This window comes from Acinetobacter sp. A1-4-2, from assembly GCF_040233925.1.
In the GTDB taxonomy this organism is placed as follows: Bacteria; Pseudomonadota; Gammaproteobacteria; order Pseudomonadales; family Moraxellaceae; genus Acinetobacter.
This window is the reverse complement of the sequence record NZ_CP157982.1, coordinates 105,228-127,849: the sequence shown is the minus strand read 5'-3', so window position 1 is coordinate 127,849 and position 22,622 is coordinate 105,228. Positions and strand designations below refer to the sequence as shown.

The 22,622-nt window shown below is 43.0% G+C and carries 20 protein-coding genes and 1 pseudogene; 14 read left to right on the top strand and 7 right to left on the bottom strand.

Annotated elements, in window-relative coordinates:
- Positions 1-284 precede the first annotated feature (284 nt).
- Both ABJ384_RS15190 and ABJ384_RS15185 read right to left on the bottom strand, forming a co-directional pair.
- Complete coding sequence (locus tag ABJ384_RS15190) at positions 285-1,658, bottom strand: heavy metal sensor histidine kinase (protein WP_349929777.1); 1,374 nt, start codon at positions 1,656-1,658, stop codon at positions 285-287.
- Complete coding sequence (locus ABJ384_RS15185; protein WP_349929776.1) at positions 1,655-2,326, bottom strand: heavy metal response regulator transcription factor; 672 nt, start codon at positions 2,324-2,326, stop codon at positions 1,655-1,657. Before ABJ384_RS15185 ends, ABJ384_RS15190 begins: the two co-directional genes overlap by 4 nt.
- Before the next feature lie 121 nt (positions 2,327-2,447).
- On the opposite strand from ABJ384_RS15185, the gene ABJ384_RS15180 reads away from it, so the two are divergent.
- From ABJ384_RS15180 to ABJ384_RS15170, 3 genes and pseudogenes are all read left to right on the top strand, one after another.
- Positions 2,448-2,924, top strand: coding sequence for a heme-binding protein (locus ABJ384_RS15180; RefSeq protein ID WP_349929905.1), 477 nt, complete (start codon positions 2,448-2,450; stop codon positions 2,922-2,924).
- A gap of 26 nt (positions 2,925-2,950) precedes the next feature.
- The gene (gene uraH / locus ABJ384_RS15175) at positions 2,951-3,349 is read left to right on the top strand and encodes a hydroxyisourate hydrolase (protein ID WP_349929775.1); all 399 of its coding nucleotides are present in this window, start codon (positions 2,951-2,953) and stop codon (positions 3,347-3,349) included.
- A 196-nt stretch (positions 3,350-3,545) separates the two neighbouring features.
- Positions 3,546-4,751, top strand: a pseudogene (locus tag ABJ384_RS15170) (alpha/beta fold hydrolase).
- 296 nt (positions 4,752-5,047) lie between these two features.
- Here the strand turns inward: ABJ384_RS15170 and ABJ384_RS15165 are convergent.
- Positions 5,048-5,245 (bottom strand): hypothetical protein, encoded by a 198-nt coding sequence (locus tag ABJ384_RS15165; RefSeq protein ID WP_180044177.1) that lies wholly within the window; start codon positions 5,243-5,245, stop codon positions 5,048-5,050.
- 307 nt (positions 5,246-5,552) lie between these two features.
- Here ABJ384_RS15165 and ABJ384_RS15160 point away from each other — a divergent pair, with 307 nt between their 5' ends.
- The 8 genes from ABJ384_RS15160 to ABJ384_RS15125 all read left to right on the top strand — a co-directional run bounded on the left by ABJ384_RS15160 (position 5,553) and on the right by ABJ384_RS15125 (position 13,738).
- Positions 5,553-6,101 (top strand): lipocalin family protein, encoded by a 549-nt coding sequence (locus ABJ384_RS15160; RefSeq protein WP_349929774.1) that lies wholly within the window; start codon positions 5,553-5,555, stop codon positions 6,099-6,101.
- Positions 6,102-6,238: 137 nt separating this feature from the next.
- Complete coding sequence (locus ABJ384_RS15155) at positions 6,239-7,225, top strand: acyl-CoA desaturase (protein ID WP_349929773.1); 987 nt, start codon at positions 6,239-6,241, stop codon at positions 7,223-7,225.
- Positions 7,222-8,514, top strand: coding sequence for an FAD-dependent oxidoreductase (locus ABJ384_RS15150; RefSeq protein WP_349929772.1), 1,293 nt, complete (start codon positions 7,222-7,224; stop codon positions 8,512-8,514). The genes ABJ384_RS15155 and ABJ384_RS15150 overlap by 4 nt, the downstream gene beginning before the upstream one ends.
- A complete protein-coding gene (locus ABJ384_RS15145; protein ID WP_349929904.1) occupies positions 8,514-9,308 on the top strand; it encodes a DUF1365 domain-containing protein in 795 nt (264 codons plus the stop codon). Before ABJ384_RS15150 ends, ABJ384_RS15145 begins: the two co-directional genes overlap by 1 nt.
- Positions 9,305-10,501 carry a cyclopropane-fatty-acyl-phospholipid synthase family protein gene (locus ABJ384_RS15140; RefSeq protein WP_349929771.1) on the top strand — a complete coding sequence of 399 codons (1,197 nt, stop codon included), beginning with the start codon at positions 9,305-9,307 and terminating at the stop codon, positions 10,499-10,501. Before ABJ384_RS15145 ends, ABJ384_RS15140 begins: the two co-directional genes overlap by 4 nt.
- Before the next feature lie 25 nt (positions 10,502-10,526).
- The gene (locus ABJ384_RS15135) at positions 10,527-11,306 is read left to right on the top strand and encodes a DUF1295 domain-containing protein (protein ID WP_349929770.1); all 780 of its coding nucleotides are present in this window, start codon (positions 10,527-10,529) and stop codon (positions 11,304-11,306) included.
- A gap of 8 nt (positions 11,307-11,314) precedes the next feature.
- Positions 11,315-12,364 (top strand): class I SAM-dependent methyltransferase, encoded by a 1,050-nt coding sequence (locus ABJ384_RS15130; RefSeq protein WP_349929769.1) that lies wholly within the window; start codon positions 11,315-11,317, stop codon positions 12,362-12,364.
- A gap of 39 nt (positions 12,365-12,403) precedes the next feature.
- The gene (locus ABJ384_RS15125) at positions 12,404-13,738 is read left to right on the top strand and encodes a HAMP domain-containing sensor histidine kinase (protein WP_349929768.1); all 1,335 of its coding nucleotides are present in this window, start codon (positions 12,404-12,406) and stop codon (positions 13,736-13,738) included.
- A gap of 5 nt (positions 13,739-13,743) precedes the next feature.
- Here the strand turns inward: ABJ384_RS15125 and ABJ384_RS15120 are convergent, their stop codons facing one another.
- Genes ABJ384_RS15120 through ABJ384_RS15110 form a run of 3 tightly spaced genes read right to left on the bottom strand, consistent with a single transcriptional unit; the run spans position 13,744 to position 15,490 of the window.
- Positions 13,744-14,430, bottom strand: a complete 687-nt coding sequence (locus ABJ384_RS15120) for a response regulator transcription factor (protein ID WP_349929767.1) — start codon at positions 14,428-14,430, stop codon at positions 13,744-13,746.
- Between the two features lie 11 nt (positions 14,431-14,441).
- Positions 14,442-14,942, bottom strand: a complete 501-nt coding sequence (locus ABJ384_RS15115) for a chalcone isomerase family protein (protein WP_349929766.1) — start codon at positions 14,940-14,942, stop codon at positions 14,442-14,444.
- Positions 14,918-15,490 carry a nuclear transport factor 2 family protein gene (locus tag ABJ384_RS15110; RefSeq protein WP_349929765.1) on the bottom strand — a complete coding sequence of 191 codons (573 nt, stop codon included), beginning with the start codon at positions 15,488-15,490 and terminating at the stop codon, positions 14,918-14,920. Before ABJ384_RS15110 ends, ABJ384_RS15115 begins: the two co-directional genes overlap by 25 nt.
- Positions 15,491-15,892: 402 nt before the next feature.
- Between ABJ384_RS15110 and ABJ384_RS15105 the strand changes: the two genes are divergently transcribed.
- Positions 15,893-16,780, top strand: coding sequence for a diguanylate cyclase (locus ABJ384_RS15105; RefSeq protein WP_349929764.1), 888 nt, complete (start codon positions 15,893-15,895; stop codon positions 16,778-16,780).
- 365 nt (positions 16,781-17,145) lie between these two features.
- On the top strand, positions 17,146-20,103 hold the full coding sequence (locus tag ABJ384_RS15100) for an EAL domain-containing protein (protein ID WP_349929900.1): 2,958 nt from the start codon (positions 17,146-17,148) through the stop codon (positions 20,101-20,103).
- Between the two features lie 585 nt (positions 20,104-20,688).
- Here the strand turns inward: ABJ384_RS15100 and ABJ384_RS15095 are convergent.
- Positions 20,689-20,952, bottom strand: a complete 264-nt coding sequence (locus ABJ384_RS15095; protein ID WP_349929899.1) for a hypothetical protein — start codon at positions 20,950-20,952, stop codon at positions 20,689-20,691.
- Between the two features lie 330 nt (positions 20,953-21,282).
- Here ABJ384_RS15095 and ABJ384_RS15090 point away from each other — a divergent pair, with 330 nt between their 5' ends.
- A complete protein-coding gene (locus ABJ384_RS15090; protein ID WP_349929898.1) occupies positions 21,283-22,596 on the top strand; it encodes a metallophosphoesterase in 1,314 nt (437 codons plus the stop codon).
- Positions 22,597-22,622: the final 26 nt, after the last annotated feature.

The window sequence follows — 22,622 nt, the reverse complement described above, 5'->3', positions numbered from 1 at the left end:
TTGAGAAGACTGCATTCTTGAATGCTTGTTACTGGGTTTTAAAATTACCAATAGGTTGTTTCGAATTTCTGAAATAAATCATCAATCATGCAGAAGCAATATGTAAAATCGAACAAGGGGACTGAAGGCGTAGGTTATGTGGTAATTCCCTAATGGTTTCAGCCACCTTTCTTTCAAGTTCATTTCTTATTAGAAATTCAGGTTAAATCATAATATGTTAATTTTAGATGGTCTAAAACACCGCAAGATCAAATTTTTATTTTTATAATTTCTTTAATAATCGCTTAATATTTAATCCTTAAACGAAAGACAACCCCTTGTTGACTATTATGTGCATTTGCTTCCCCATTATGTAACATCATGATAGATTTAACTATTGATAGCCCTAAACCACCAGTTTTTGCTTTGGAATGTCGACTACTATCAATTTGATAGAAACGCTCAAATAAATGATTCAAATGCTGTTTATCAATAAAAATATTTTTAGTTAACACTTCAATATCGACATAGTCTGCTGTAGATTTTGTTGTAATTACAATGTCTTGGTTTTCGAATCCATAATCAATGGCATTGATGAGAAGATTAGATAGCGCTCTTTTTAATAAATCTTCATTACCATATATTTGAATTCCTTTTTCTAACTCCAAAACAAATTTCATTTGTCTATCTTCAGCTAAGAATTCAAAATAATGCACCAATTCTAAAATAAGGTTGGATAAATCAATATTTTCTTTATCAATAATATAATCGCTGTGTTCAGAACGAGCGATGAACAACATATTGTTTATCATCTTACTGAGTCGTTCATATTCCTCAAGATGAGAATATAAAAGCTGCTCCAGTTCTTGGGGTGATCGAGATTGCATGAGCATAATTTGTGTTTGACCCATTAAATTATTTAAGGGGGTTCTTAGTTCATGGGCAATATCTTCGGAAAACCGTGCCAATTGATCATAATTAATTTGAATTTTTTCTAACATCGCATTCATTGCTGAACGGAGTTGCTCAACTTCAACGGTAGTACTTTTAGTTTCGATTCGCTGATGTGGTTGAGTGCCCTGAATTTTATGTGTTTGCTCAATCAAATTATTTAAAGATTTGAGTAAGTACAGACCCACCCAACGTCCGAGCAGGCTTGCCATGACAATGCCCAATAAACTATAGAGAATCAATTTCCATAAATATTGATCTAGAGTAGATTGAGCTTCATCAAGTTGTGTGCCAGCAATCAGTTGGTAATGTTGATTATTAAAAATAACAGTTTTATAAGCCAAACGGGTTGTGGCAAATTCAGATTGATTATCCAGAAAGGTAATGGTTTTTGATTCCGCCATAGTGGGAATAGCAACTTTCAGTGGATTAATCTCAATTAAGGCGTGTTGTGGGTTTCTTAAGATTAAAAGATTATCTTCTTTCCCTAGCATATTTTCATACAGACGAGGGTATTGAACTAAAATCTGAAAACTTGCTTGATCCTGTAAAAAAATTTCGATGCGTTCAACACGTGCAGTTAAATTCTGATCGCGTTGTTTGGCTAATAGGTGCTGCATGTTGTGATAAGAAAGTAAACCAATAGCAAAAAATACAGTGCAACAAATAATACTGAAGGAAATACTTAAGCGTGTTGTTAAGCTGAGTTGCGTTAGCTGATTTTTCATTTATTTATGCTTAAACGATATCCCATACCCCGAACAGTATGAATTAATTTTGGCTGAAAATGATCATCAATTTTGGCACGCAAACGGCGAATAGCAACATCTACCACATTGGTGTCCGTATCAAAATTAATATTCCACACCTCAGATGCAATTTGAGATCGGGTTAACAATTCACCTTGATGTTGCATTAATAAGTTTAAGAGTGAAAATTCTTTAGCGCTTAAGTCGATTTTCTGTTGGTTCCGATAAACAGTACGTTCAAACCTATATAAAACTAGATCTTCAACCTGGTAATATTCAGACTCGGGTTTTACACTTCGTCTCAACAGGCTTTTAACCCGTGCCAATAGTTCAATATAAGAAAAAGGCTTAATTAAATAGTCATCTGCACCAAGTTCTAAACCTTTAACTCGATCTAGGACATGATCTTTCGCAGTCAGCATAAGTACCGGAATTTTAGAAAATGTCCTTAGGGTCTTTAATACTTGCCAACCATCAATTTCAGGTAACATGACATCCAAAATTACTAAATCAAAGTTTTTTTCTTCAAACAACCTGAGTGCTGTTAATCCATCATGAGCAATACTGGCTAAATAGCCGGATTCATTTAAACCTTTTGCTAGAAATTCAGCAATTTTGGTTTCATCTTCAATAATAAGTATCTGCATCTAAATAATATTATATGGATTTGTCTATTCCTACATTACAAATTCGTAATCTGATTGTCATGCAATAGTGAGTTTATTTTATATAAGCTAATTTATCTCTTCATTTAGCTTAATAGAAATGATGAAAAAACTTCTATTTATTCCAGTACTTCTATTTAGTTCAATCACATATTCAGCTCCTAAAACCAGCTATGTCATGGATCTAAACCTCGCCAATCAACTGGCAACCAATGTCATGCAAGCCTGTAGCACTACTACTAAACCTGCGGCTGTAGTGATCTTAGATCAGGGTGGCAATGTCCTGGCAAGTCAACGGCATGAAACCGTGGGTATACATAATTTAATCGCAGCGCAAAGGAAAGCTTTTACCGCATATTCAAGCAAGGTGACTACCTTACAATTTATGCGTAATGCCCAGAAGAATGTTGATTCACAGAATTTAACCAGTTTACCTGAATTATTACTTTTAGGTGGAGGAGTGCCCGTCGTTTATAAAAGTCAGGTATTAGGTGCAGTTGGTGTAGCCGGTGCAGGTGGGTCAATTCAAGATGATCAATGCGCACAACTGGGTATAGAAATCACACTCAAACAAATTTAAATCAATTTAATTCAGGATAAATTCATATGAACAAGTTATTTTTATTCGCTGGAAGTTTATTTATTTCAAGTTGGGTAATGGCGCAAAATCCTTTAAGTGTGCATGTACTTAACTTGGAAAGTGGATTGCCTTCACCTGATGTAAAAGTTACTTTGGAAGAACAGAAAAATGGAAAATGGATACAGATTTCAGAAGCTAAAACCAATGAGCAAGGCCGCGTAACGGCATTATTTCCAGAAAATAAAACTTTAGATAATGCAATATACAAAGTCACGTTTAAAATAGGAGACTGGTTTAAGAAAAATAATCAAAATTCTTTCTTCCCTGAAGTTCCGGTGATTTTCCAAACAGATGGTTCAGTAAAACACTACCATATTCCATTACTGCTTAGCCCTTATGGATATTCAACCTATCGAGGTAACTAAGCTGAGAAAAACAGAAGCTCTAACTTGTATGAAATTAGAGCTTAGTATCACTTAATATAATGGTGCTTATAGGTAATAGCCCTCATTTGAGGGCTATTACCTTATTACAAAATTTTCACAATGGATTGTGATCAAATATGGTAGTGAAAATACTCATATATTCAAAATTAAATTTATAAAAATGGAGTGCATTCTCATGATTAAAATAAAAAATCATGTTCTGAATATGACGTTAGGTTGCATCTGCTTAGGTTCTACATCTGCAATTGCCTCTCCACTAATATCATCTCACGATACAGCTCACTTACCGACTGTGGCAAGTACAAAGCCCGGCACTTTGTTATCCATACAAGCACAAAATACCGATCTATTTTCAAGTGCATCACAACGCTTCTTAATTACCTATCGAAGTCGCGGCATACAATCGGAACCGATTGTAGCTTCTGGATTTATTTTACTACCCAAAGGAAAAGTACCAAAAGAAGGTTGGCCTATTTTAGCATGGGCGCATGGTACAACAGGTGTTGCCGATACTTGTGCTCCCTCGAGTGATTATGTGGATGGACCTGTTCATATTTATCAACAAATAGCGGAAAAAGCTTTGAATGCCTAGCTTGCTCGTGGATATGCAGTAGTCGCACCAGACTATCAGGGTTTAGGTACACCCAGTGGACATCCCTATATGAATGCTCAAAGTCAATTGCATACTGTAGTGGATGCTGTAAGGGCAACTCATCATTTAAAGCCTTATAAATTTAATAAAAACTGGTATGTCATGGGGCATAGCCAAGGAGGTGCTGCATCTCTTGCTGTTGCGGCGTATGGACAAAAAGACGCACCTGAACTTAATTTACGTGGAGCAATTGCCCTTGCTCCAGGCGGTTATCAATATGAAGGAATTGCGGAATATGTGGCAACTCACTCTCAAATCGACACCAGTGTTGCAGCATTTTTTCCAATCGTTCTTCTCGGAGCGGAAGCTGCAGATCCTAATCTTGCTCCAGCAAATTTAGTTAGCCCAGAAATGGGGGAAATTCTTAATCTGGCACGTAGTCGCTGTTTATCAGAATTACAATCTGATCTGAAGCAAGCCCCTAAAACTGTCTTTAAACCGAATGTAAATCTAGCCCCTTTGACCAATTATTTAAAGAAGCAGTCTATTGAGAATATGATACCCACTGTGCCAGTTATGGTTGTTCAGGGTGAGAAAGATCTGTTAGTGGATTCACGCGGTACTTATGCCTACTATCAACAAATCTGCAAGGTAGGAAAACCTATTGCCTTTTATCCTTTGAAAGAAGGCGACCATCGTGACTCCTTAAGACAAAGTGAATTCCTGATTGGAAATTTTATTAATTCAGTGGAAGAAAGGAAATCTGTAAATACCTGCAGCCTAAAATAGTATGGTAGATCCAAGAGGTTGAACTCAAAAAACTCTTATACAGAATTAAAATTTAGCATTTCAATTTTAAATATAAAAAATTGAATTAAATCAATATGATGAAAAACTGTTTGTTATCACTAACTGATAAAACTTCTCTTGTAACAGGAGGTGCTGCAGACGTTTATGATCAAACCACAGAAATATCCAAGAAAATGCCAGTCAATTTCTTAACTGACTGGCATTACATCTTATAATTTATAATGAGTTTTTCAGCGATTAGATTACTACTTTATCAATTCATATAAATACACTAGTTAGTGGGATTGATTTAATTCATTATCTGTTGCAGAGATAATAGATGCAAAGATTGGAACACCCACAATAATGGGGAATGAAAGGATCCATACATCAATTGTTACTTGACTTGAAAATAAAAACTGGTTGACAAGAGCAGCTAAAATTAATAGTGAAACTAAAATACTAGTGAATCGGATTACAAATTTGATAGGCATTTGCCTGCTCCTAGGTGAGTCTAGCTGTTGTTGTAAAGTATATACCTTATCTGACTGTCCTTAAATCCATAAATAGCTGTCCACTTCATTTTACGTGGACACTATCGTGATGTTGAGCAGATAAAAAAGTAGGACTCAGCGAATGCTTACAGTTTTAAGCTCCATTTGATAGAATTATTGTAAGGACAATAAGATTAATCCAGCTTAAATTATTCAATCACAAATACTGAATTTCACCATTTTGTCTTCACGCTTTGTTCACACCCACCTAGGTTATCTTAAGCCTAGGATACAACAAGGCTAAAAAATGAAGATGCTATTCAAATCTGTTTTTGCAGCGACAGCACTTGCCATCATCAGCTTAAGTACAACGACTCGAGCAGAAACTGTTGCACATCAGGCAGTCGATCAGGTAGATATCGAGCAGTATGCAGGCAAGTGGTATGAAATTGCGCATTTACCGATGTATTTTCAGCGTAAATGTGTCTCGAATATCTCGGCACAATATAGCGTCAATACCGATCAAACCATGCGTGTTTTGAATAGTTGCCGGATTGCCAATGGTGAGATGATCAGCTCTGAAGGTATTGCCTATCCGCAAAATAAGGGCAACAGCAAACTAAAGGTCAGCTTTTTGCCTCAAGGTTTAAGATGGATACCATTTAGCAAAGGTCATTACTGGGTATTACGAGTAGACCCAGAATATAAAGTGGCACTGGTAGGTGGGCCAAGTAACAAATACCTGTGGATTTTATCGCGTGAACCGCAACTGGATGAAGCCACTTATCAATCCTATCTGGAAACTGCAAAACATTATGGTTATGACGTGACAAAACTGATCAAATTGCCGCATTAATCTGTTACCCTTTTGCCGAACTGACCACGCTCTCTACACAGTTCGGCTTTTTTTATTTACTTCACATAAAATTCATATCTGACTGATTACACTCATCAAATAGAATAAAGACAATCGCTTGAAAGTAGGATGAGTCCATGTTGAAAAGTCTGATGCGATGGATAGACAGCTGGTCTACACCCACAACGCCCAAAACACTGACGGCTGAAAACAGCAAGATTCAGTGGCTGAGGATTTTGCCCTTTATTCTGTTACATCTGGCCTGCCTGGCGGTATTCTGGGTGGGAGTGTCTTGGTTTGCGCTGGGATTTATGCTGCTGTTCTACCTGATCCGCATGTTTTCCATCACCGCTTTTTTCCATCGCTATCTGTCACACAAAACTTTTCAGACCTCGCGTCCGGTGCAGTTCCTGTTTGTGCTGATTGGCACCATGAGTGCACAGCGTGGTCCGCTATGGTGGGCGGCGCATCACCGTTATCACCACCGCTATACCGATACTTTGCAAGATCCGCATTCCTCGACGCATGGTTTTTGGTACAGCCACGTAGGCTGGTTTTTAAATGAATATAATTTTGCCACGCGTAAAGAAGTCATTAAGGACTGGCTGAAATATCCGGAACTGATCTGGCTGGATCGCTTCAGTTTAATTGTGGTGCTGCTGACCGCAGGCGGAATTTATGCATTTGGGGAATGGCTAGCCATCACCTGGCCGCAACTCGGTACGTCAGGCCTGCAATTGCTGGTCTGGGGCTTTGTCATCTCTACCGTGTTACTGATCCATGCCACCTTGTGTATCAATTCACTGGCGCATCATTACGGCAGCCGGGATTTTGACACTGAAGATCACAGCCGCAACAACTTATTCCTGTCCATTATTACCTTGGGCGAAGGATGGCATAACAACCATCATTATTATGCTGGCAGTACCCGGCAAGGCTTTTACTGGTGGCAGATTGATGTGACCTATTACCTGCTGAAACTCATGTCCTGGTTCGGACTGGTCTGGGGAATCAAACCCATTCCGGCAAGGGTCTATCAAGTCAGTAAAATTGCTCAGGCCAGAAAACAGAAAAAAGCCGCTACGACAGGCACTCACAAAATTCAATCGAAGGAATCACCATGAAAATTGCAATTATTGGTTCAGGTATTTCCGGTCTGTATGCTGCCTGGAAACTCAGCAAAGTGCATGAGGTCACGGTCTTTGAAAAGAATAACTACTTCGGCGGTCATACCGATACCCATCAGCTGAATATAGACGGTGAACAGGTCGCGGTGGATAGCGGCTTTATTGTGTTTAATGAGCATAACTATCCGCTGTTCTGCGCCATGCTGAAAGAACTTGGAATTCAATCACAAAGCAGTGACATGGGCTTTTCCGTGAATAATCAGGTCAGCGGCTTACAGTACAATCCTTCAAAAAAATTCTCCCTGCTTTTCCGCCCACAAAATTTTCTGAATGCTGATTTTCGCGCGATGTTGTCGGATCTGTTCCGTTTCTATGCGGCCAATAAAGATATGGATGTGGAACAGGTCAATGCACAACTCAGTATTGATGAGTATCTGAATCAGCATGGCTATTCCCAAGCCTTCCGTCAGGAGCATCTCTACCCGATGTGCGGGGCGCTGTGGTCCTGTCCGGTGGAGCAAGCCGGACAAATTCCCTATAAGTTTGTGGTGAGCTTTTTCCAGCATCATCGCATGTTGCAGCTAAAAGACCGGCCGTTATGGCTCACGGTCAAGGGCGGATCAGCTCGCTACGTCCGTGCGATTCAGGCCCAAGCCAATATTATCTTCCGCAAGACCGGCGTTCTGCATGTCTCGCGGAGTGCCAATGATGTGCTGGTTGAAACAACACAGGGCAGCGAACGTTTTGACTGGGTAGTATTTGCCAGCCATGCTGACGACAGCCTGAAGTTACTGAAAGACCCGTCCGCGCAGGAGTTGGACGTACTGAGCAAGTTCCGCTATCAGGATAACCGCATGGTGGTGCATTCTGATACCCGCATCATGCCAAAATCCAGACGCCAATGGGCCAGCTGGCATGTGCATGTAACCCCGAGTCAGGCCACGGAACAGACCCCATTCCAGCACAGTGGTATGCACTATGGTTTCAGTTACTGGATGAACCAGCTGCAAAACCTGCAATGCAAAACCCAGGTCTTTGCCACCCTGAATCCTAATTTTGCCCTGGATCCTAAAAAAGTCTGGGTAGAACGGCATTACCGTCATCCGGTATTTGATGTGCCAGCCATTGAAGCACAACAACGCTGGAGCGAAGTCAATGCTCAGAACCGCACCTCATACTGTGGCGCTTACTGGGGCTGGGGCTTTCATGAGGATGGGGCACGTAGCGCTTCATGGGTAGTCGATCAGCTATTGCAGCAGACCGAGCAGGCAGCTAGGAGCGCATGATGCAGATGTATCCACTGGCGATCGCCGCTGCCGAAATTAGGCATCGCCGTTACCTGCCCAAAGCCCATGCTTTTGAGACCCAGCTGACCTATCTATGGTTTGATCCGGATCAACTCTCAAGCTTTACCCGAAAATCCTGGCTATGGTCTTCCAGGTACTGGAATTTCCTGACCCTGGATGAGCGGGATTTTCTGACCATGGAATATGGTTCGATTCGGCAGAAGGTCGCACGCCTGCTGATCAAGCGGAAAAACTACCTATTACCGCATGCCGCGTCTATCCGGGTTCTGGCCTTGCCACGCACACTCGGCTTTCGCTTTAATTCTGTGGTGTTTTATCTGGTCTTTGATGCCACCGACCAATTGCTCTTTGTACTGAGTGAAATTACCAATACACCGTGGAATGAACGTCAGGTCTATATCCATGACTGCCGGCACAATACAACTGAATATGCGCCGTACCAGAGTCACCAGTTTGATTTTAAAAAGGCCTTTCATGTATCACCGTTCATGCCGATGGCACTGGATTACCGCTGGCGCTTCAGCTTCTCTGATCAGCAGAACGTGATTCATATGCAGCTGTTTGAGCAGGGCGTGCTGCAATTTGATGCCACCCTGAAATTTTCTCTGCAGGCCATCACGGTTCCTTCACAGCAGTATCGCTATGCTGTGTTGAAAGTTCTTGAACCCTTCAGGATGGTCAGCGGAATTTATCTCCATGCCTTCCGTTTATGGAAAAAGAAAATTCCGTTTTACCGACATCCTAAAAAAGAAAAAGGAAACACATTGCGATGAAAACACTGTTAATGGGAGAGCAAAGCACACTGCCAGTGATATTGCGTCATTTGCTGAAATTGCGGCATGGTCAGCTGATTTTTAAAGGCGTCTGGAACGGGACAGTCGGAGAAAACAGTGATCTGCAGGCCGTGATTCAGGTGCATGATCCCCGTCTGATGGAACTGTTGTTCCGTAATGGTGTGCTCGGTGCGGCAGAAGGTTTTATCCGCGGTTACTGGAGCAGTGAAGATCTGGTGGATGTCATCCGCATTTTGGCACGTAACCGCGATGTACTGGACCGGATGAATCAGAATGCAGTGGCCAAGGCCAGCCAGTTGCTGTTAAAGGCCTGGTACAAATCGCGCAAGAATTCGATTGATGGTAGCCGCAAAAATATTGCCGAGCATTACGACCTGAGCAATGACTTTTTCAAGCTGTTCCTGGATAGCAGTATGATGTATTCCAGTGCGGTATTTAAAGAGCCGGGTATGAGTCTGGAACAGGCTTCGGATTATAAAAAAGAGCTGATCTGCCAGAAACTCAAGCTGAAACCGATGGATCATTTAGTCGAAATTGGCAGTGGCTGGGGCGGTTTTGCCATTTATGCCGCGCAGCAGTATGGCTGTAAAGTCACCACCATCACCATTTCCAAGGCACAGTATGATGAAGCCGTGGCCCGGGTCGCTGCAGCTGGACTATCACATCGGGTCACTGTCCAGCTGAAAGATTACCGACGACTGGAAGGCAAATACGACAAGCTAGTGTCGATTGAAATGATTGAGGCCGTAGGTGAGCAGTATTTAGCGACCTATTTCCGCAAATGCCGTGAACTGCTAAAACCGAACGGTTTGGCCCTGATTCAGGCCATCACCATTGAAGATGCACGCTATGCCAAAGCCCTGAATACCGTGGACTATATCAAGCGCTATATTTTCCCGGGCAGTTTTATTCCCTGTATTAGTGTCATGACCCAAGCCGCTTCTGAACAAAAACTGCGTCTCAAGCATCTGGAAGATATCGGTCAAAGCTATGCAGAAACCTTAAAGGTCTGGCGTCAGCGTTTTCTCTCCCAACGTGATCAAGTTTTAGAACTCGGCTTTGATGATAAGTTTATTCGTATGTGGGATTTTTATCTGTGCTATTGCGAAGGCGGCTTCCGTGAAGGCGTGATCAGTGATGTACATCTGCTGTTCGAAGCGAGTGCTTACTAAGCCGAGATAAAACAGGAGGGTCGACATGCTGCTGAATTTACTGGTGCTGAATGTCTTTATCATGTTCTGTAGCTGGCTGCTGGTGACCTATAACCAGCGTGCCGGACTGGTCGATGTGGCCTGGAGCTTTGGTATTGCACTCAACGTTATTATCGCGGCCTGGGTCATGGAAACTGCACCGCTGCTGGTTCGAGTATTTCTGGGCGTGTTTAGCGGCATCTGGTTTTTACGCCTGACCTGGCATCTACTGCGCCGTTATGCAAATGAAACTGCAGAAGATACCCGTTATGCCAATATGCGCCGGGCCATGGGCGATTATCAGCATCTCGGTTTTCTGGCCTTTTTTATGTTTCAGGCCGGTCTGGTAGTGCTGTTTTCCTATCCGATGCTGGAGTTGCTAAATATTCCGGCCCAGCAGTGGAATGACTGGACACAGGCTACGGTATTGGTGGCAGGCATGATCATGCTGCTGGCCCTGATGGGGGAAAGCACTGCCGACCAGCAACTCTACCGTTTCAAACTGAATCCACAAAACCAGGGCAAAACCCTGGACCAAGGCTTATGGAGATATTCACGCCATCCAAACTATTTCTTTGAATGGCTGCACTGGTTTGCCTATCCAATCCTCGGTCTGGCGGCAGGTGTTTATGAATTATGGCTGTATCCACTGTTGATGTGGCTGTTTCTGTACTACATCACCGGTATTCCCTTTAGTGAACAACAGGCGCTGACACATCGCGGCGACAACTATAAAGACTATCAACGACGAACTTCAATGTTTATTCCGTGGCCACCCAAAGAGTAGGTAAATACATGGACTTTATGATTCAACAATCTTTAAAACTGATCGAAACTGGCAAACTTCCCGATCCGGTGATTCGGGCCGGCATTCGTACTTTAAGCAAAAAACGCCTGGCACAGGAAGGACGCTTCGACCCGGCACTGGCGGCACAGCGCTATATGGATGTGCTGCATATGCTAAAAAACAGCGAGATTGCCATCGAGACCGACAAAGCCAATGAGCAGCACTATGAACTGCCCACCGCATTTTTCCAGGCAGTACTGGGCAAGCGTCTGAAATACAGCGCCAGCTTATTTGAACACGCACATACCACACTGGATCAGGCGGAAGAAGCGGCACTAGCCAGCTATTGCCAGCGTGCACAGCTGCAGGATGGACAGGATATTCTGGAAATAGGCTGTGGCTGGGGTTCTTTCAGTTTGTACATGGCGGAACATTATCCCAAGGCTCGCATTACTGTGGTGTCAAACTCCTCGACCCAGCGCCAGTACATTCAAGAACAGGCCAATCTGAAAAAACTGGATAACCTGACCGTGATTACCTGCGACGTCAATGTACTGCAACTGGAAGCCGCTTCTTTCGACCGTGTGGTTTCGGTGGAAATGTTTGAACATGTACGTAATTACCAAAAACTGTTTGAAAATATCAGCACCTGGCTGAAAGCAGATAGCTTGCTGTGGTGCCATATTTTCTGTCACCGTTTCCTGCATTATCCGTTTGAAGTGAAAAATGAATTTGACTGGATGTCGAAATATTTCTTTAGTGGTGGTCTGATGCCGGCAGCCTCAACCTTCCTGCATTTCCAGCAGCATTTGCAGCTGGAACAGCACTGGCAATGGGCCGGCACCCAATATGAACGCACCGCAAATGCCTGGCTGGAGAATATGGACCAAAAGCAGGTCGAGCTGCAGCCCCTGTTTGAACAGACCTATGGTGCAGATGCTGCAATCTGGTGGCAGCGCTGGCGAATTTTCTTTATGGCCTGTGCCGAACTATTTGGTTATGACCATGGACGTGAATGGGTGATCGGCCACTTTCTGTTTAAGAAAAAAACCATATAATTGAACGATGAATCGGATGGGCCAGCGGGGAATATAGCAATGTTAAGGCTGTTTAGGGACAAACGCGATCATCCTTTGGGTGAGGTGTTTAACCGCTACTACTGGCTGCAAATCGGATTCATTGCCCTGTCTGTGGTGATCGGGATTGCCTGTAGTGCCTGGGTAATCAAGGGTTCCTTGCTCAGAACTGCGCTGGAACAGGAAATGTCCCACTACTGGCAGCGGCTGGAACGTAATCCAGCTGCTGAACTGCCCGACACCAAAAACCTGTATGGTTACCGCTGGAACGATGTGCCGCCGGTCCAATTTCGCCACATGCAGCTTGAGCAAGGGGTGAACCGGCATTTTGTCGATGGCAAGGAGCGCATGACCGTTTATGGTGAAAAAGACGGACAGCATGTGCTGCTGGTGTTTGGTGAAAGCAACGTCAACAAGCTGGTCTGGCTGTTTGGCCTGGCACCGCTGATGGTCAGCCTGTTTGTGCTGTATAGCGTGCTGTGGTGGTGGAATCGCCGTGCGCGACGCTATTTTTCCCCGATTACCCGCCTGGCCAATGCGCTGGAGCATATTGACTGGGAACACCAGAAAAATCAGGCTTCGCCGTTTCAGGACATCCGTACCGACTCCAATCTAGAAGCGGAATATCTCAAGCAGGCATTAGAAAAATATCATCAGGTGTTAAGCCAGTTTATTCAGCGTGAACGCGAGTTTACCGGTGATGTCAGCCATGAGCTGCGCACGCCACTGACCATTTTAAAGGGCAATGTGCAGCTGTGTCAGGCACGCTATGGCGACAACAAGTCCTTTACCCGCCTGCACAATACCATTGAAGACATGCAACTGCTGGTCGATACTTTGCTGGCTATCGCCCGCAATACCACCAATACTTTAAGTGCAGAACCGAGCATGCTGTCCCAGTTACTGGACAATCTGGTGCAGGATCTGGACAGCGTTAGCCATAACAAGGGTATGCAGATTGACCTGCAAAAAGACCTCGATGAACAGCCACGTAAACTGTATCCGTCAATGACCAAAATGGTGTTTGGCAATATTCTGCGTAATGCGCTGAACTATTCGCAAGGCACAGAAATTGATGTCATTCTGCAAAAAAATAAAGTACTGATTGCCGATAATGGGGTCGGCATTCCTTTACCGAATAATGCCAAAGTCCAGGAGCTGTCTGGACAGCAGCTGCAACTGGAAATCAAAGGACATGGCATTGGCCTGCAACTGGTACAGAAGCTGTGCAAGCAGTTGGGCTGGCGGGTGGAGCTGTTTGACCGGCAGTATTATCTCAGCACCCATCAGGATGTTGATCTGGCGATGACGACCGGACTGATTGTGGTGGTGTATTTAAACGAGGTTTCCGCTTGAAAAGCTTAAGCGTCCAAAGAGATTTTTAAACCGACACCGGATATGGTATGAATCAGCTTCTGCTCAAAAGGCTTGTCGACCATCTTACGCAGATTATAAATATGACTGCGTAAAGCATCACTTTCCGGTTCTTCATCGCCCCAGAGTTCCATCATGATTTCCTGTTTGGTCAGCACTTTAGGTGAATGGCGCATCAGCAGTTTAAGCAGTTTAAACTGAATTGGAGGCAGTTCAATGGTCTGACCAGCCCGGGTCAGTTGCTGTCTGGCCGGATCTAGGATCAGATCGTGAATTTGCAGACGGCTACTAGAGACTTCACCCAGCGAACGCTTGATCAGGGCTTTGACCCGCACCACCAACTCGTTAAAGTCAAAGGGCTTGACCAGATAATCATCCGTGCCGGAATTAAAGCCCTTGAGCTTATCGTCTAAGGTATCACGAGCAGTGAGCATCAGCACCGGCAGGTCCAAACCTTCTTCATGACGTAGCCATTCACACAGTTCATAACCGGAACCATCCGGCAGGTTAATGTCTAGAAGCAAGATATGATAGCGCTGCTGCTTGAGTAACTGACGCGCAGCATTCAAATTGCGGGCATGATCTACCACAAAACCATGTTCTTCCAGAAACTCACATAAGGTAGAGGCCAGTTCGTAATGATCTTCGACCATCAGGATAAAATGTTTGGACATAGTCACGGATACTAATTTAATAATTGCTGTTTTAATTTAGCACTAAATGGCTGGGGACCAAGCCATATATTAAAATATTGCTGGGCCAGCGGATGCTGCAGCTGCCCTAAACTTTTCCGGTTGAGGGATAAACTCAGGGTTTGCGTGGCATGGCTGTATTTCAAGCGGTACAGATCACCTGATCTGACCGGACGATATAAATCACTGATCGGATTGAAAATGGCCTGGATGTTGGGGTCTTTGACGTTGCGCTTGAGCAGATGCATGGCAGCACGTTTAAATGCCCATTCCGGAATATTCTGTGTATAGGAAAAGTCCATCTGGATCGTCTGCTCTTTCCAGGACTGGCTACAGTTTTGGGCAAAATAACTGGCCATACCGACCTGTTTTTGGCCCACCATCAGCGGGCCATTGCCACATTGATTCAAGCTTTGCGCCTGCGCCCATGGACTGAAACTACATCCCATCAGTAACGCCGTGCTGATGGCTATTTTTTGAAAGGCAGTAGCCATGAATAGGCTCCTCCGACATAAGGTAGGGAACGGTACAGGCCATTGGCAGGGTCCCAGAAATCCTGCTGGAAAATAATCTTGTTGTCCCGGTTGATCTTGATTTCACTGATGCCAAAAGAGTCCATACTGCGGGTCGTGCCGAACATTTTAAAATCATAGGCCATATGCCAGTGCACATAGGCAGAGTCCTGATGATAAGAAGTATTTAACAGCTTGACACTGACCTTACTGACCCGTTTGTTCATGCCCTGAAAATGCTGGACTAGATTTTGCCGGGATGAAAACTGCGACAAGGTATCATTAATAAACAGCGGATCAGCATACAGCGAGCCAGCTCGTTCCACAAAGGCGGGTGTGCCCAAAGTATTAAAGGCTGAGGTAAAACGGGTGCCAATATCCAGCGCTTTGGCCTCATCCAGGGCTACCCCCTGAACAGCGCTTCTGGATTTTGCATAATCATTTGAATAACTGGGAATACTTTGACATCCAGCCAAGGCTAGCAGCGGTAAGGACAAGGCCGCTGCCATTATTTTCTTAACATATTTCATTATCACTGTCCGTCTTAAATTTATGCATTTACTCTAAATAAAGAGTCGTGAACAGAATGTGAAGAGTAAAGCTGTTCCCAAGGTTAGGATCGGGAGATTCCAACCTTTGCTTTTAAGAAAGAGGGGGGGCTTAAAAATATTCATCATACCGCATGATGAAAGAGAGCACAAAATGGCACTGTACGTTCTGCTATCGGCGGGATGAGTCGATTTATTCAGCCCAGATTTATACTTTTTCACATCGCTCTTATCTTAAATTCAACTTAATAAAAGATCACAAATCAAGTAAAATAAAAGTTAGATCAATAGTTTATCTGGATGCTTGCCGAGATGAAGTTTTAAATGCTGTAAATGACCTGTTGTTCAACCTATTCAATACGCTTATTTGAGATACTCTTTTCTATGGATCAATTACATCACACTAAAAACTCTCAAAATGCAGCACTGATCGAGATCGATGAGGGCATTCGGTTACATATCACTTGGGCGCAAAAAGTATTTCAATATCTCGTTTTAAAAACACCTGCCGAGCCACAATTTTCCGCGAAAGAGAGTCATTTGTTGTGTCATTTTGGCAAATGGTTTCAATCAAATCACGCTAAATTTGAAAAAATCAATCCTGACAAAACCCGGGAACTGGAGCAGGTGCATTATCTTGTGCATCATCATTTGCATAATATATTTTCCAAGCTCAGAGACAATAGGTGCGTAGAGGCCGCTTTAGTCAGTCAATATCAAAAAAGTCAGAATGATCTGCTGGAACTGCTGATTTATTTTAGAACCCATTTGATTACCCAAGCATTGCAATATGACCCTTTAACCGGTTTGGCCTTAAGATATGGAATGGAGAATCAATTCAGTACCTTGAGTCAAAGTACTAAAAAAAACCAGAAAATATTGGCGGTCGGTTTACTGGATTTAGATCATTTTAAAGACGTCAATGATCAATATGGACATCAGGCGGGTGATGAAGTTCTTGCCCATACAGCACAGATACTGCGTGATTCTCTTCGAGACACGGATAACATTTTTCGCTTTGGTGGCGAGGAATTTTTGATCTTTTTGGAAGTGGACAATGCCGATTCCCTGCATGAGATTATCGACAGAATTTTTCAGTCACTGCATAGCAATCCGACCCGACTAAAAAGTGGTGAAGTGATCTATACCACCGCCACGGTCGGTATTATCCAAGTCGAGCCTGATGAAACCATGGAAAAAGCCATTGCAAGAGCGGACCAGGCGATGTATTCAGGAAAGCAGCAGGGACGAGACCGGGCAGTCTTTGCATGACAAGATATTTTGTAGATTGCTCGTCTGCTGGGTGTCTCATTCATAGATATAGCTAAGTTACGCTCCGCGGGCTTTCCTGAGATAAGATCCCCCGTTTATCTCTTGAATTTATTCAACATGGCGAGAATTTATTCACTGATGGTTACTATACAAAATTGCTCGGAATTATAAAAAATGTATTTTTTGATTTCAGCAAGAGAGTCAATATTATTGTGTGTTAGATTATGGTAAGTTTTGAATGATTTTTAATCTATTCAGTTCACCCCAAAAGATTATATTTTGGGGTACTGCATTGGGATCACAGAGGGAATATGCCTATCAAAAACAAATCTATTTTTATCCTTCTTGTCCTTACTGTAGTGATCATGAATATTTTTATGATCAGCTTATTGGCTTATACCTTGCACACTGCACGTGAGCACGCAGAAGCTGAAGCTCGGACTGGTGTAGAAAATTTAACATCCCTGCTTGAAAAAAGCGTGAACAGCAGTTCACAAGAAATCGATTTGTCTTTGCATACGTTACAAACCTATATAGAAAAAGAATTAGATAATAAAAAACAAATAGATAATAAAGAAATTAATCTATTTATTCAGAAAGAAAAAGATTGGATCGGTTCTGTTACACAAATACACATTACCAATGCAAAAGGTCAAGTCCAATTCGCTGATCATGATATTGGCACTCAGACATCCAATTACGCAAACTATAGTTTTTTTAAACAGGCCCAACAGAAAAATACGAATCAACTGTTTGTTACTAAACTGATTAAAGATCCCAATGGCCAAGGCTGGGTTCATCTATTTGCACGACGCTACAATCAGGCTGATGGAACTTTTGCAGGCATGATTGTCGCTGCATTACCTGCCAGCTACTTTAATGATCTGATTACCGAACTAGATGTAGGTTCCAAAGGAGTGGTGCTGGTACAAGACCTGGATCTGCGAATTATTGCACGCAACCCCATACTCAAAACAGCGAATGGCCAGGTCGGTTTTGTGGGGGGACCACCGGAACTGTCTCAGCGGGTTCACTCTGGGGCACAGTCTGGCACCATTTACACACGACAAACAACCGATCATGTTCCACGTATAGGGAACTTTCGTCGACTAAGCAGCATGCCTATTTTTGTCGTTGTTGCCTTTGGTGAAACAGACTACCTAGCCCAATGGTATGAGGACCTGATCAAAGCCGTTTTGCTGGGCTTGCTTTTCCTTGTAGTGACCACGATTGCTGCCTGGTTACTCTGGCAGCAAATCCGGGCGAACCTATTGGCCAATCGTCGTAGCCGGATGCTGTTGCGTAATGCACAAGATGGGATCCATGTCATAGATCGCCAAGGTCGGCTGCTTGAAGGCAGTGATTCCTTTTTCCGTATGATCGGCAGTACTCCGCAGGCAGCCGTGGGCAAAACACTGTGTTACTGGGATAGCGGCTATGATCAGACAGAGCTGCAAGACCTGATCAGCAGAGGGATTTCTACGCCTGAAGGCATTCGCTTCGAAACATTTTACCAGAATGCACAAGGTGAGCGTTATCCGGTAGAAATCAGTTCGGTCTTGGTACATCTAGATAATGACGATGTATTTTTTTGCTCAGCACGTGATATTACTGAACGTAAAAAAGCTGAAGAAAACCAGCGTATTGCTGCAACGGCATTTGACTCCCAGGTTGGAATGCTGATTACAGATCCGCATATGCTTATTTTACGGACCAATCGTGCTTTAACCGAAATTACCGGTTATAACGAACAAGAGTTAATTGGTCATACGCCTAAAATCCTGCAATCCGGCATGCATGACAAAAACTTCTATGCCACCATGTGGAAACATATTCACACAACCGGATCCTGGCAAGGTGAAATCTGGAATAAGCGCAAAAATGGTGAACTATATCCACAGCATATCTTGATTGCCGCTGTACGTGATAAAAAGGGCCAAACTACGCATTATGTGGCGTCCATTACCGACATTTCTGCCTATAAAGCTTCAGAAGAAAAAGTACGTCTGCTGGCATTCTATGACTCTTTGACCAAATTACCCAACCGTAGCCTGTTTTTGGAACATCTTGAACAGAGCATGAGAGAGGCAGAAAATAAAAAACAGCTCGGCGTAATTTTGTGCATTGATCTGGATAATTTTAAAGCTTTAAACGATACCGAAGGTCATGAAACTGGAGACCGGTTATTACAGCAAGTTGCCACTCGTCTGTTAAATTGTGTAGAAACAAATCACATGGTTGCTCGACTTGGTAGTGATGAATTTGTTGTGCTGCTTGATCAACTTGGCACATCTGAAACCGAGACGATTCAACAAGCGGAAAAGACGGCAAAACGTATTTTACAGGCACTGGCTCAACCCTACTTTTTCGCAGACTCAGAATATCGTAGTTCTGCCAGTATCGGGATCAGCCTGTTGGGGCTAAAAGCATATGAAAATGTGCAGGATCCGATTAAACGTGCAGATATGGCGCTGTCTGAAGCAAAAAATTATGGCCGGAATACCTATCGCTTCTTTGATCCGTTGATTCAATCTCAGGTTCAGGAACGTGCGGAGATTGATGCCGGACTACGTCAGGCACTAGAAAAAAATCAGCTGGTGCTATTTTACCAGCCTCAAGTCAATGGTGCACAACAGGTGACTGGCGTAGAAGCCTTGTTACGTTGGCAACATCCAACCAAAGGGATTATTTCACCTGCGCGTTTTATTCCCGTTGCAGAAGAAAATGGTTTTATTATTCCACTGGGCCATTGGGTATTAGAAAGTGCATGTCAACAATTAAGTGACTGGGCCAAGTATCCGCAAACTGCTCAGCTCAGCATGGCTGTAAATGTCAGCGCCAGCCAGTTTGCCCGTGATGAATTTGTTCAAGACGTGCTCGATATTCTGGAACGTACCCAGGCTCCTGCACATTTACTCAAGCTTGAACTGACCGAAAGTGCCTTAGTGATGCGGGTAGAAGACATTATTGAAAAAATGACGATTCTTAAACGTTATGGGATCATGTTCTCTCTGGATGATTTTGGTACAGGCTATTCTTCTCTCACTTATTTACAACAAATTCCGATTGATCAATTAAAGATCGATCAAGGTTTTGTTCGTAATATTGTGATTAGTGCCAATGATGCTGAAATTGCCAAAATGATTATTGTCTTGGCAAAAACTTTGGGTATTTCTGTACTGGCTGAAGGGGTAGAAACCGAAGCTCAACGCGAGGTATTGGAAAAACAGGGGTGTTACCATTACCAGGGCTATCTGTTTGGCAAACCGATGCCTATTGATGAGCTTAAGCAGTATCTATTGTCTCAGCAAACCCGGCATTAAAATTAAATAGGATCATCATTCAGGTAATCACCAAGCTTAAAGTTGGCGATTAGACCGTTGTAAACGAATTGCGGTTTACCTGCTAATGAAGGCAATTGCTAAGCCCTAAAGTGCAATAAAAGACATCTACCCAAAAGAAGGGTGGCCGTACAGTCTTTAAAATTTGATATATAATGCGATTTATTTCACATATTAAACCAAGTATATTAGTATAGATTGATTTCTCCACAGAAATAATCTTGAAGTTTTCAGCCTGCATCCTCCCCAAGATGCAGGTTTTTTTGTATTAATTGAGCAGAAAATTGAACAGGTAGGAAGAAGTCTTTTATGGATCCTCTTTTTAATTCTTTCCTTCTTTAAGCTGCTAAAAAAGGATTCAGTAACAGCATTGTCCCATGAGCAGTATACTGTGCAAGGCCTCTGCGGCTCATTGCTGGGAACCAAGTTATACTTCTGACTGAATTCTGCCAGTCTCCACTGCTGCGCAAGTGAGTGTATGATCACAGGTTCATTTGGTCTGCGTCGCCATACCGCCATAAGAAGTGCATCCAAAACGATATCCTTGGCAAGCGTAGCTTTCATTGATCAACCGATGACTTTTCTCGAATATAAATCAAGAACCACAGCCAAATATAACCAGCCTTGCCATGTGCGAATGTCTTGCGAAGCAGTGCTTCTCATATCAATCACCTGAGAAACACTATTTCGTAAGGTATCAGATGTCTTTACAACAAACTCTCGATTTAAATGGTTAGGCGGCACAATCTGAGGACGACCGCAAGCATAGCTTTTATGCTTCTTATATCCTCGAACAGCGATAATGCCTTTGTTCTTCATGATCTTCAGCACACAATTAGGTCCACAGCTTCCACCTCGCTCTTTAAGATCCAGCGTGATGCGACGATAACCGTAGATACCATAACTGGCATCATAAGAAGAAGTGCAATTAAATCACGTGAATTCTCAATATATTCCAAAGTATTACTCAATTCTGTACAAAAATTATTCCAAATATAAAATAATTCGTTAATATGATTGATGAAATAGTCTTTTTATAAAATTTTATCTTGATAATCAAAATGATAAAAATTCAAAGGTTGTTTCTATCCAACTTTTCGCTTGAACCCGTGTTAAAGAGGGCATGCGAACAAATACTCCAATTAAGGGGGAGAAATCATAATGAAAAAGAGAATTGTCACATTGTTATTACTACAGATGGCATTGCCATTTGCACTTTCGGGGTGTAATACAGACAATAATGCTCCGGAAGCCACATCAACTCCAGCAGTCAAAGGACTTTGGACACCATCTGCATCTATAAATAAAATCGTTGTGCTCAGTGATATACATCTTGGGGTAGATGATCGCTATTCTGAAACAGTTGAAAATCGCGACCTCCTGCTGGATTTTCTCGTAAAACTTGAAAATACTTCCGATGTGCGCGAAGTCGTCCTTAACGGGGATTTCCTGGATGACTGGTACCTGCCTCTTACCTATGCGACCTACAGCGATCCCGGGAAATTTTACCGCGAGGTCATCAAAAACAATCAGGAAGTGATAGATGCATTGAACAGCCTGATGAAAAAGGGCATCAAACTGGTTTATATCCCTGGCAATCACGATATGCTGCTGAAAAGCGCAGTGTTGGATGAAGCTTTGCCCGGAATCTTGCAGCAGCGTGATGCGGAAGGTCTTGGGGTATATATAACCGGTGACCGTCAGGAAATTAGCATTGAGCACGGTCATCGCTATGATGTTTTTTCAGCACCTGACAGCATTTCCAATCAAGAATTCTGTCAAAATGGGGAAAGCAGCATCCTTCCTCCTGGATATTTCTATGCACGCGTTGCGGCAAGCTGGGTGCTACAGGGTAAACCGCCCATTAAAAAAGATTATCCGGAGATTACAACTAGCCCCGATCCAATCGACAATCCTGACCAGTATGGCGCCTATCTGTACTACAAAGTGCTCAGCTCCGAATTTACCCGAATTACCCCGATTGAGCGCTTTGAAGATAAGGTAGTTGATTTGAATATTGCCTGCCTGCATGGCCGTTACTCGATACAAGACTTTTACCCAGTGCAGCAGCTAGATGGAACCATCTCCGCACCACTACTGTTCAAGAACTTTCAGCGTACATGGGATGAACGTCAGACAATCAATCAGGTTGCAGTGAAAACCAGCTTTGTCCAAGCAGTAGCGGGCACTCTCAGTCCAGACTACTATTTCAACCAGGCCAAAGTGCAATATTTAGAAAATCCTGAAAAATCCATTGATATCGTAGTATTTGGCCATACCCATTCACCAGAGATCCGGACAATCGAGAGTAAACAGTATGTGAACGATGGTACTTGGGTCGATCATAACAACGTCTATCCTGATGCGGCCAGAACATTCGCTGTCATCACTACTGGTACGGTTAGCAACGCTGCACTTTATGATTATATGCCTGATGGAACAATCATCGACATTTCGAATAAGGTGAGCAAATAATAAAGCTGAATCATTTCTTTACCTTA

Coding starts and splice junctions, on each gene's coding strand:
- ABJ384_RS15190 (WP_349929777.1), bottom strand. CDS start 1,658: ATGAAAAATCAGCTAACGCAACTCAGCTTAACAACACGCTTAAGTATT.
- ABJ384_RS15185 (WP_349929776.1), bottom strand. CDS start 2,326: ATGCAGATACTTATTATTGAAGATGAAACCAAAATTGCTGAATTTCTA.
- ABJ384_RS15180 (WP_349929905.1), top strand. CDS start 2,448: ATGAAAAAACTTCTATTTATTCCAGTACTTCTATTTAGTTCAATCACA.
- uraH (WP_349929775.1), top strand. CDS start 2,951: ATGAACAAGTTATTTTTATTCGCTGGAAGTTTATTTATTTCAAGTTGG.
- ABJ384_RS15165 (WP_180044177.1), bottom strand. CDS start 5,245: ATGCCTATCAAATTTGTAATCCGATTCACTAGTATTTTAGTTTCACTA.
- ABJ384_RS15160 (WP_349929774.1), top strand. CDS start 5,553: ATGAAGATGCTATTCAAATCTGTTTTTGCAGCGACAGCACTTGCCATC.
- ABJ384_RS15155 (WP_349929773.1), top strand. CDS start 6,239: ATGTTGAAAAGTCTGATGCGATGGATAGACAGCTGGTCTACACCCACA.
- ABJ384_RS15150 (WP_349929772.1), top strand. CDS start 7,222: ATGAAAATTGCAATTATTGGTTCAGGTATTTCCGGTCTGTATGCTGCC.
- ABJ384_RS15145 (WP_349929904.1), top strand. CDS start 8,514: ATGCAGATGTATCCACTGGCGATCGCCGCTGCCGAAATTAGGCATCGC.
- ABJ384_RS15140 (WP_349929771.1), top strand. CDS start 9,305: ATGAAAACACTGTTAATGGGAGAGCAAAGCACACTGCCAGTGATATTG.
- ABJ384_RS15135 (WP_349929770.1), top strand. CDS start 10,527: ATGCTGCTGAATTTACTGGTGCTGAATGTCTTTATCATGTTCTGTAGC.
- ABJ384_RS15130 (WP_349929769.1), top strand. CDS start 11,315: ATGGACTTTATGATTCAACAATCTTTAAAACTGATCGAAACTGGCAAA.
- ABJ384_RS15125 (WP_349929768.1), top strand. CDS start 12,404: ATGTTAAGGCTGTTTAGGGACAAACGCGATCATCCTTTGGGTGAGGTG.
- ABJ384_RS15120 (WP_349929767.1), bottom strand. CDS start 14,430: ATGTCCAAACATTTTATCCTGATGGTCGAAGATCATTACGAACTGGCC.
- ABJ384_RS15115 (WP_349929766.1), bottom strand. CDS start 14,942: ATGGCTACTGCCTTTCAAAAAATAGCCATCAGCACGGCGTTACTGATG.
- ABJ384_RS15110 (WP_349929765.1), bottom strand. CDS start 15,490: ATGAAATATGTTAAGAAAATAATGGCAGCGGCCTTGTCCTTACCGCTG.
- ABJ384_RS15105 (WP_349929764.1), top strand. CDS start 15,893: ATGGATCAATTACATCACACTAAAAACTCTCAAAATGCAGCACTGATC.
- ABJ384_RS15100 (WP_349929900.1), top strand. CDS start 17,146: ATGAATATTTTTATGATCAGCTTATTGGCTTATACCTTGCACACTGCA.
- ABJ384_RS15090 (WP_349929898.1), top strand. CDS start 21,283: ATGAAAAAGAGAATTGTCACATTGTTATTACTACAGATGGCATTGCCA.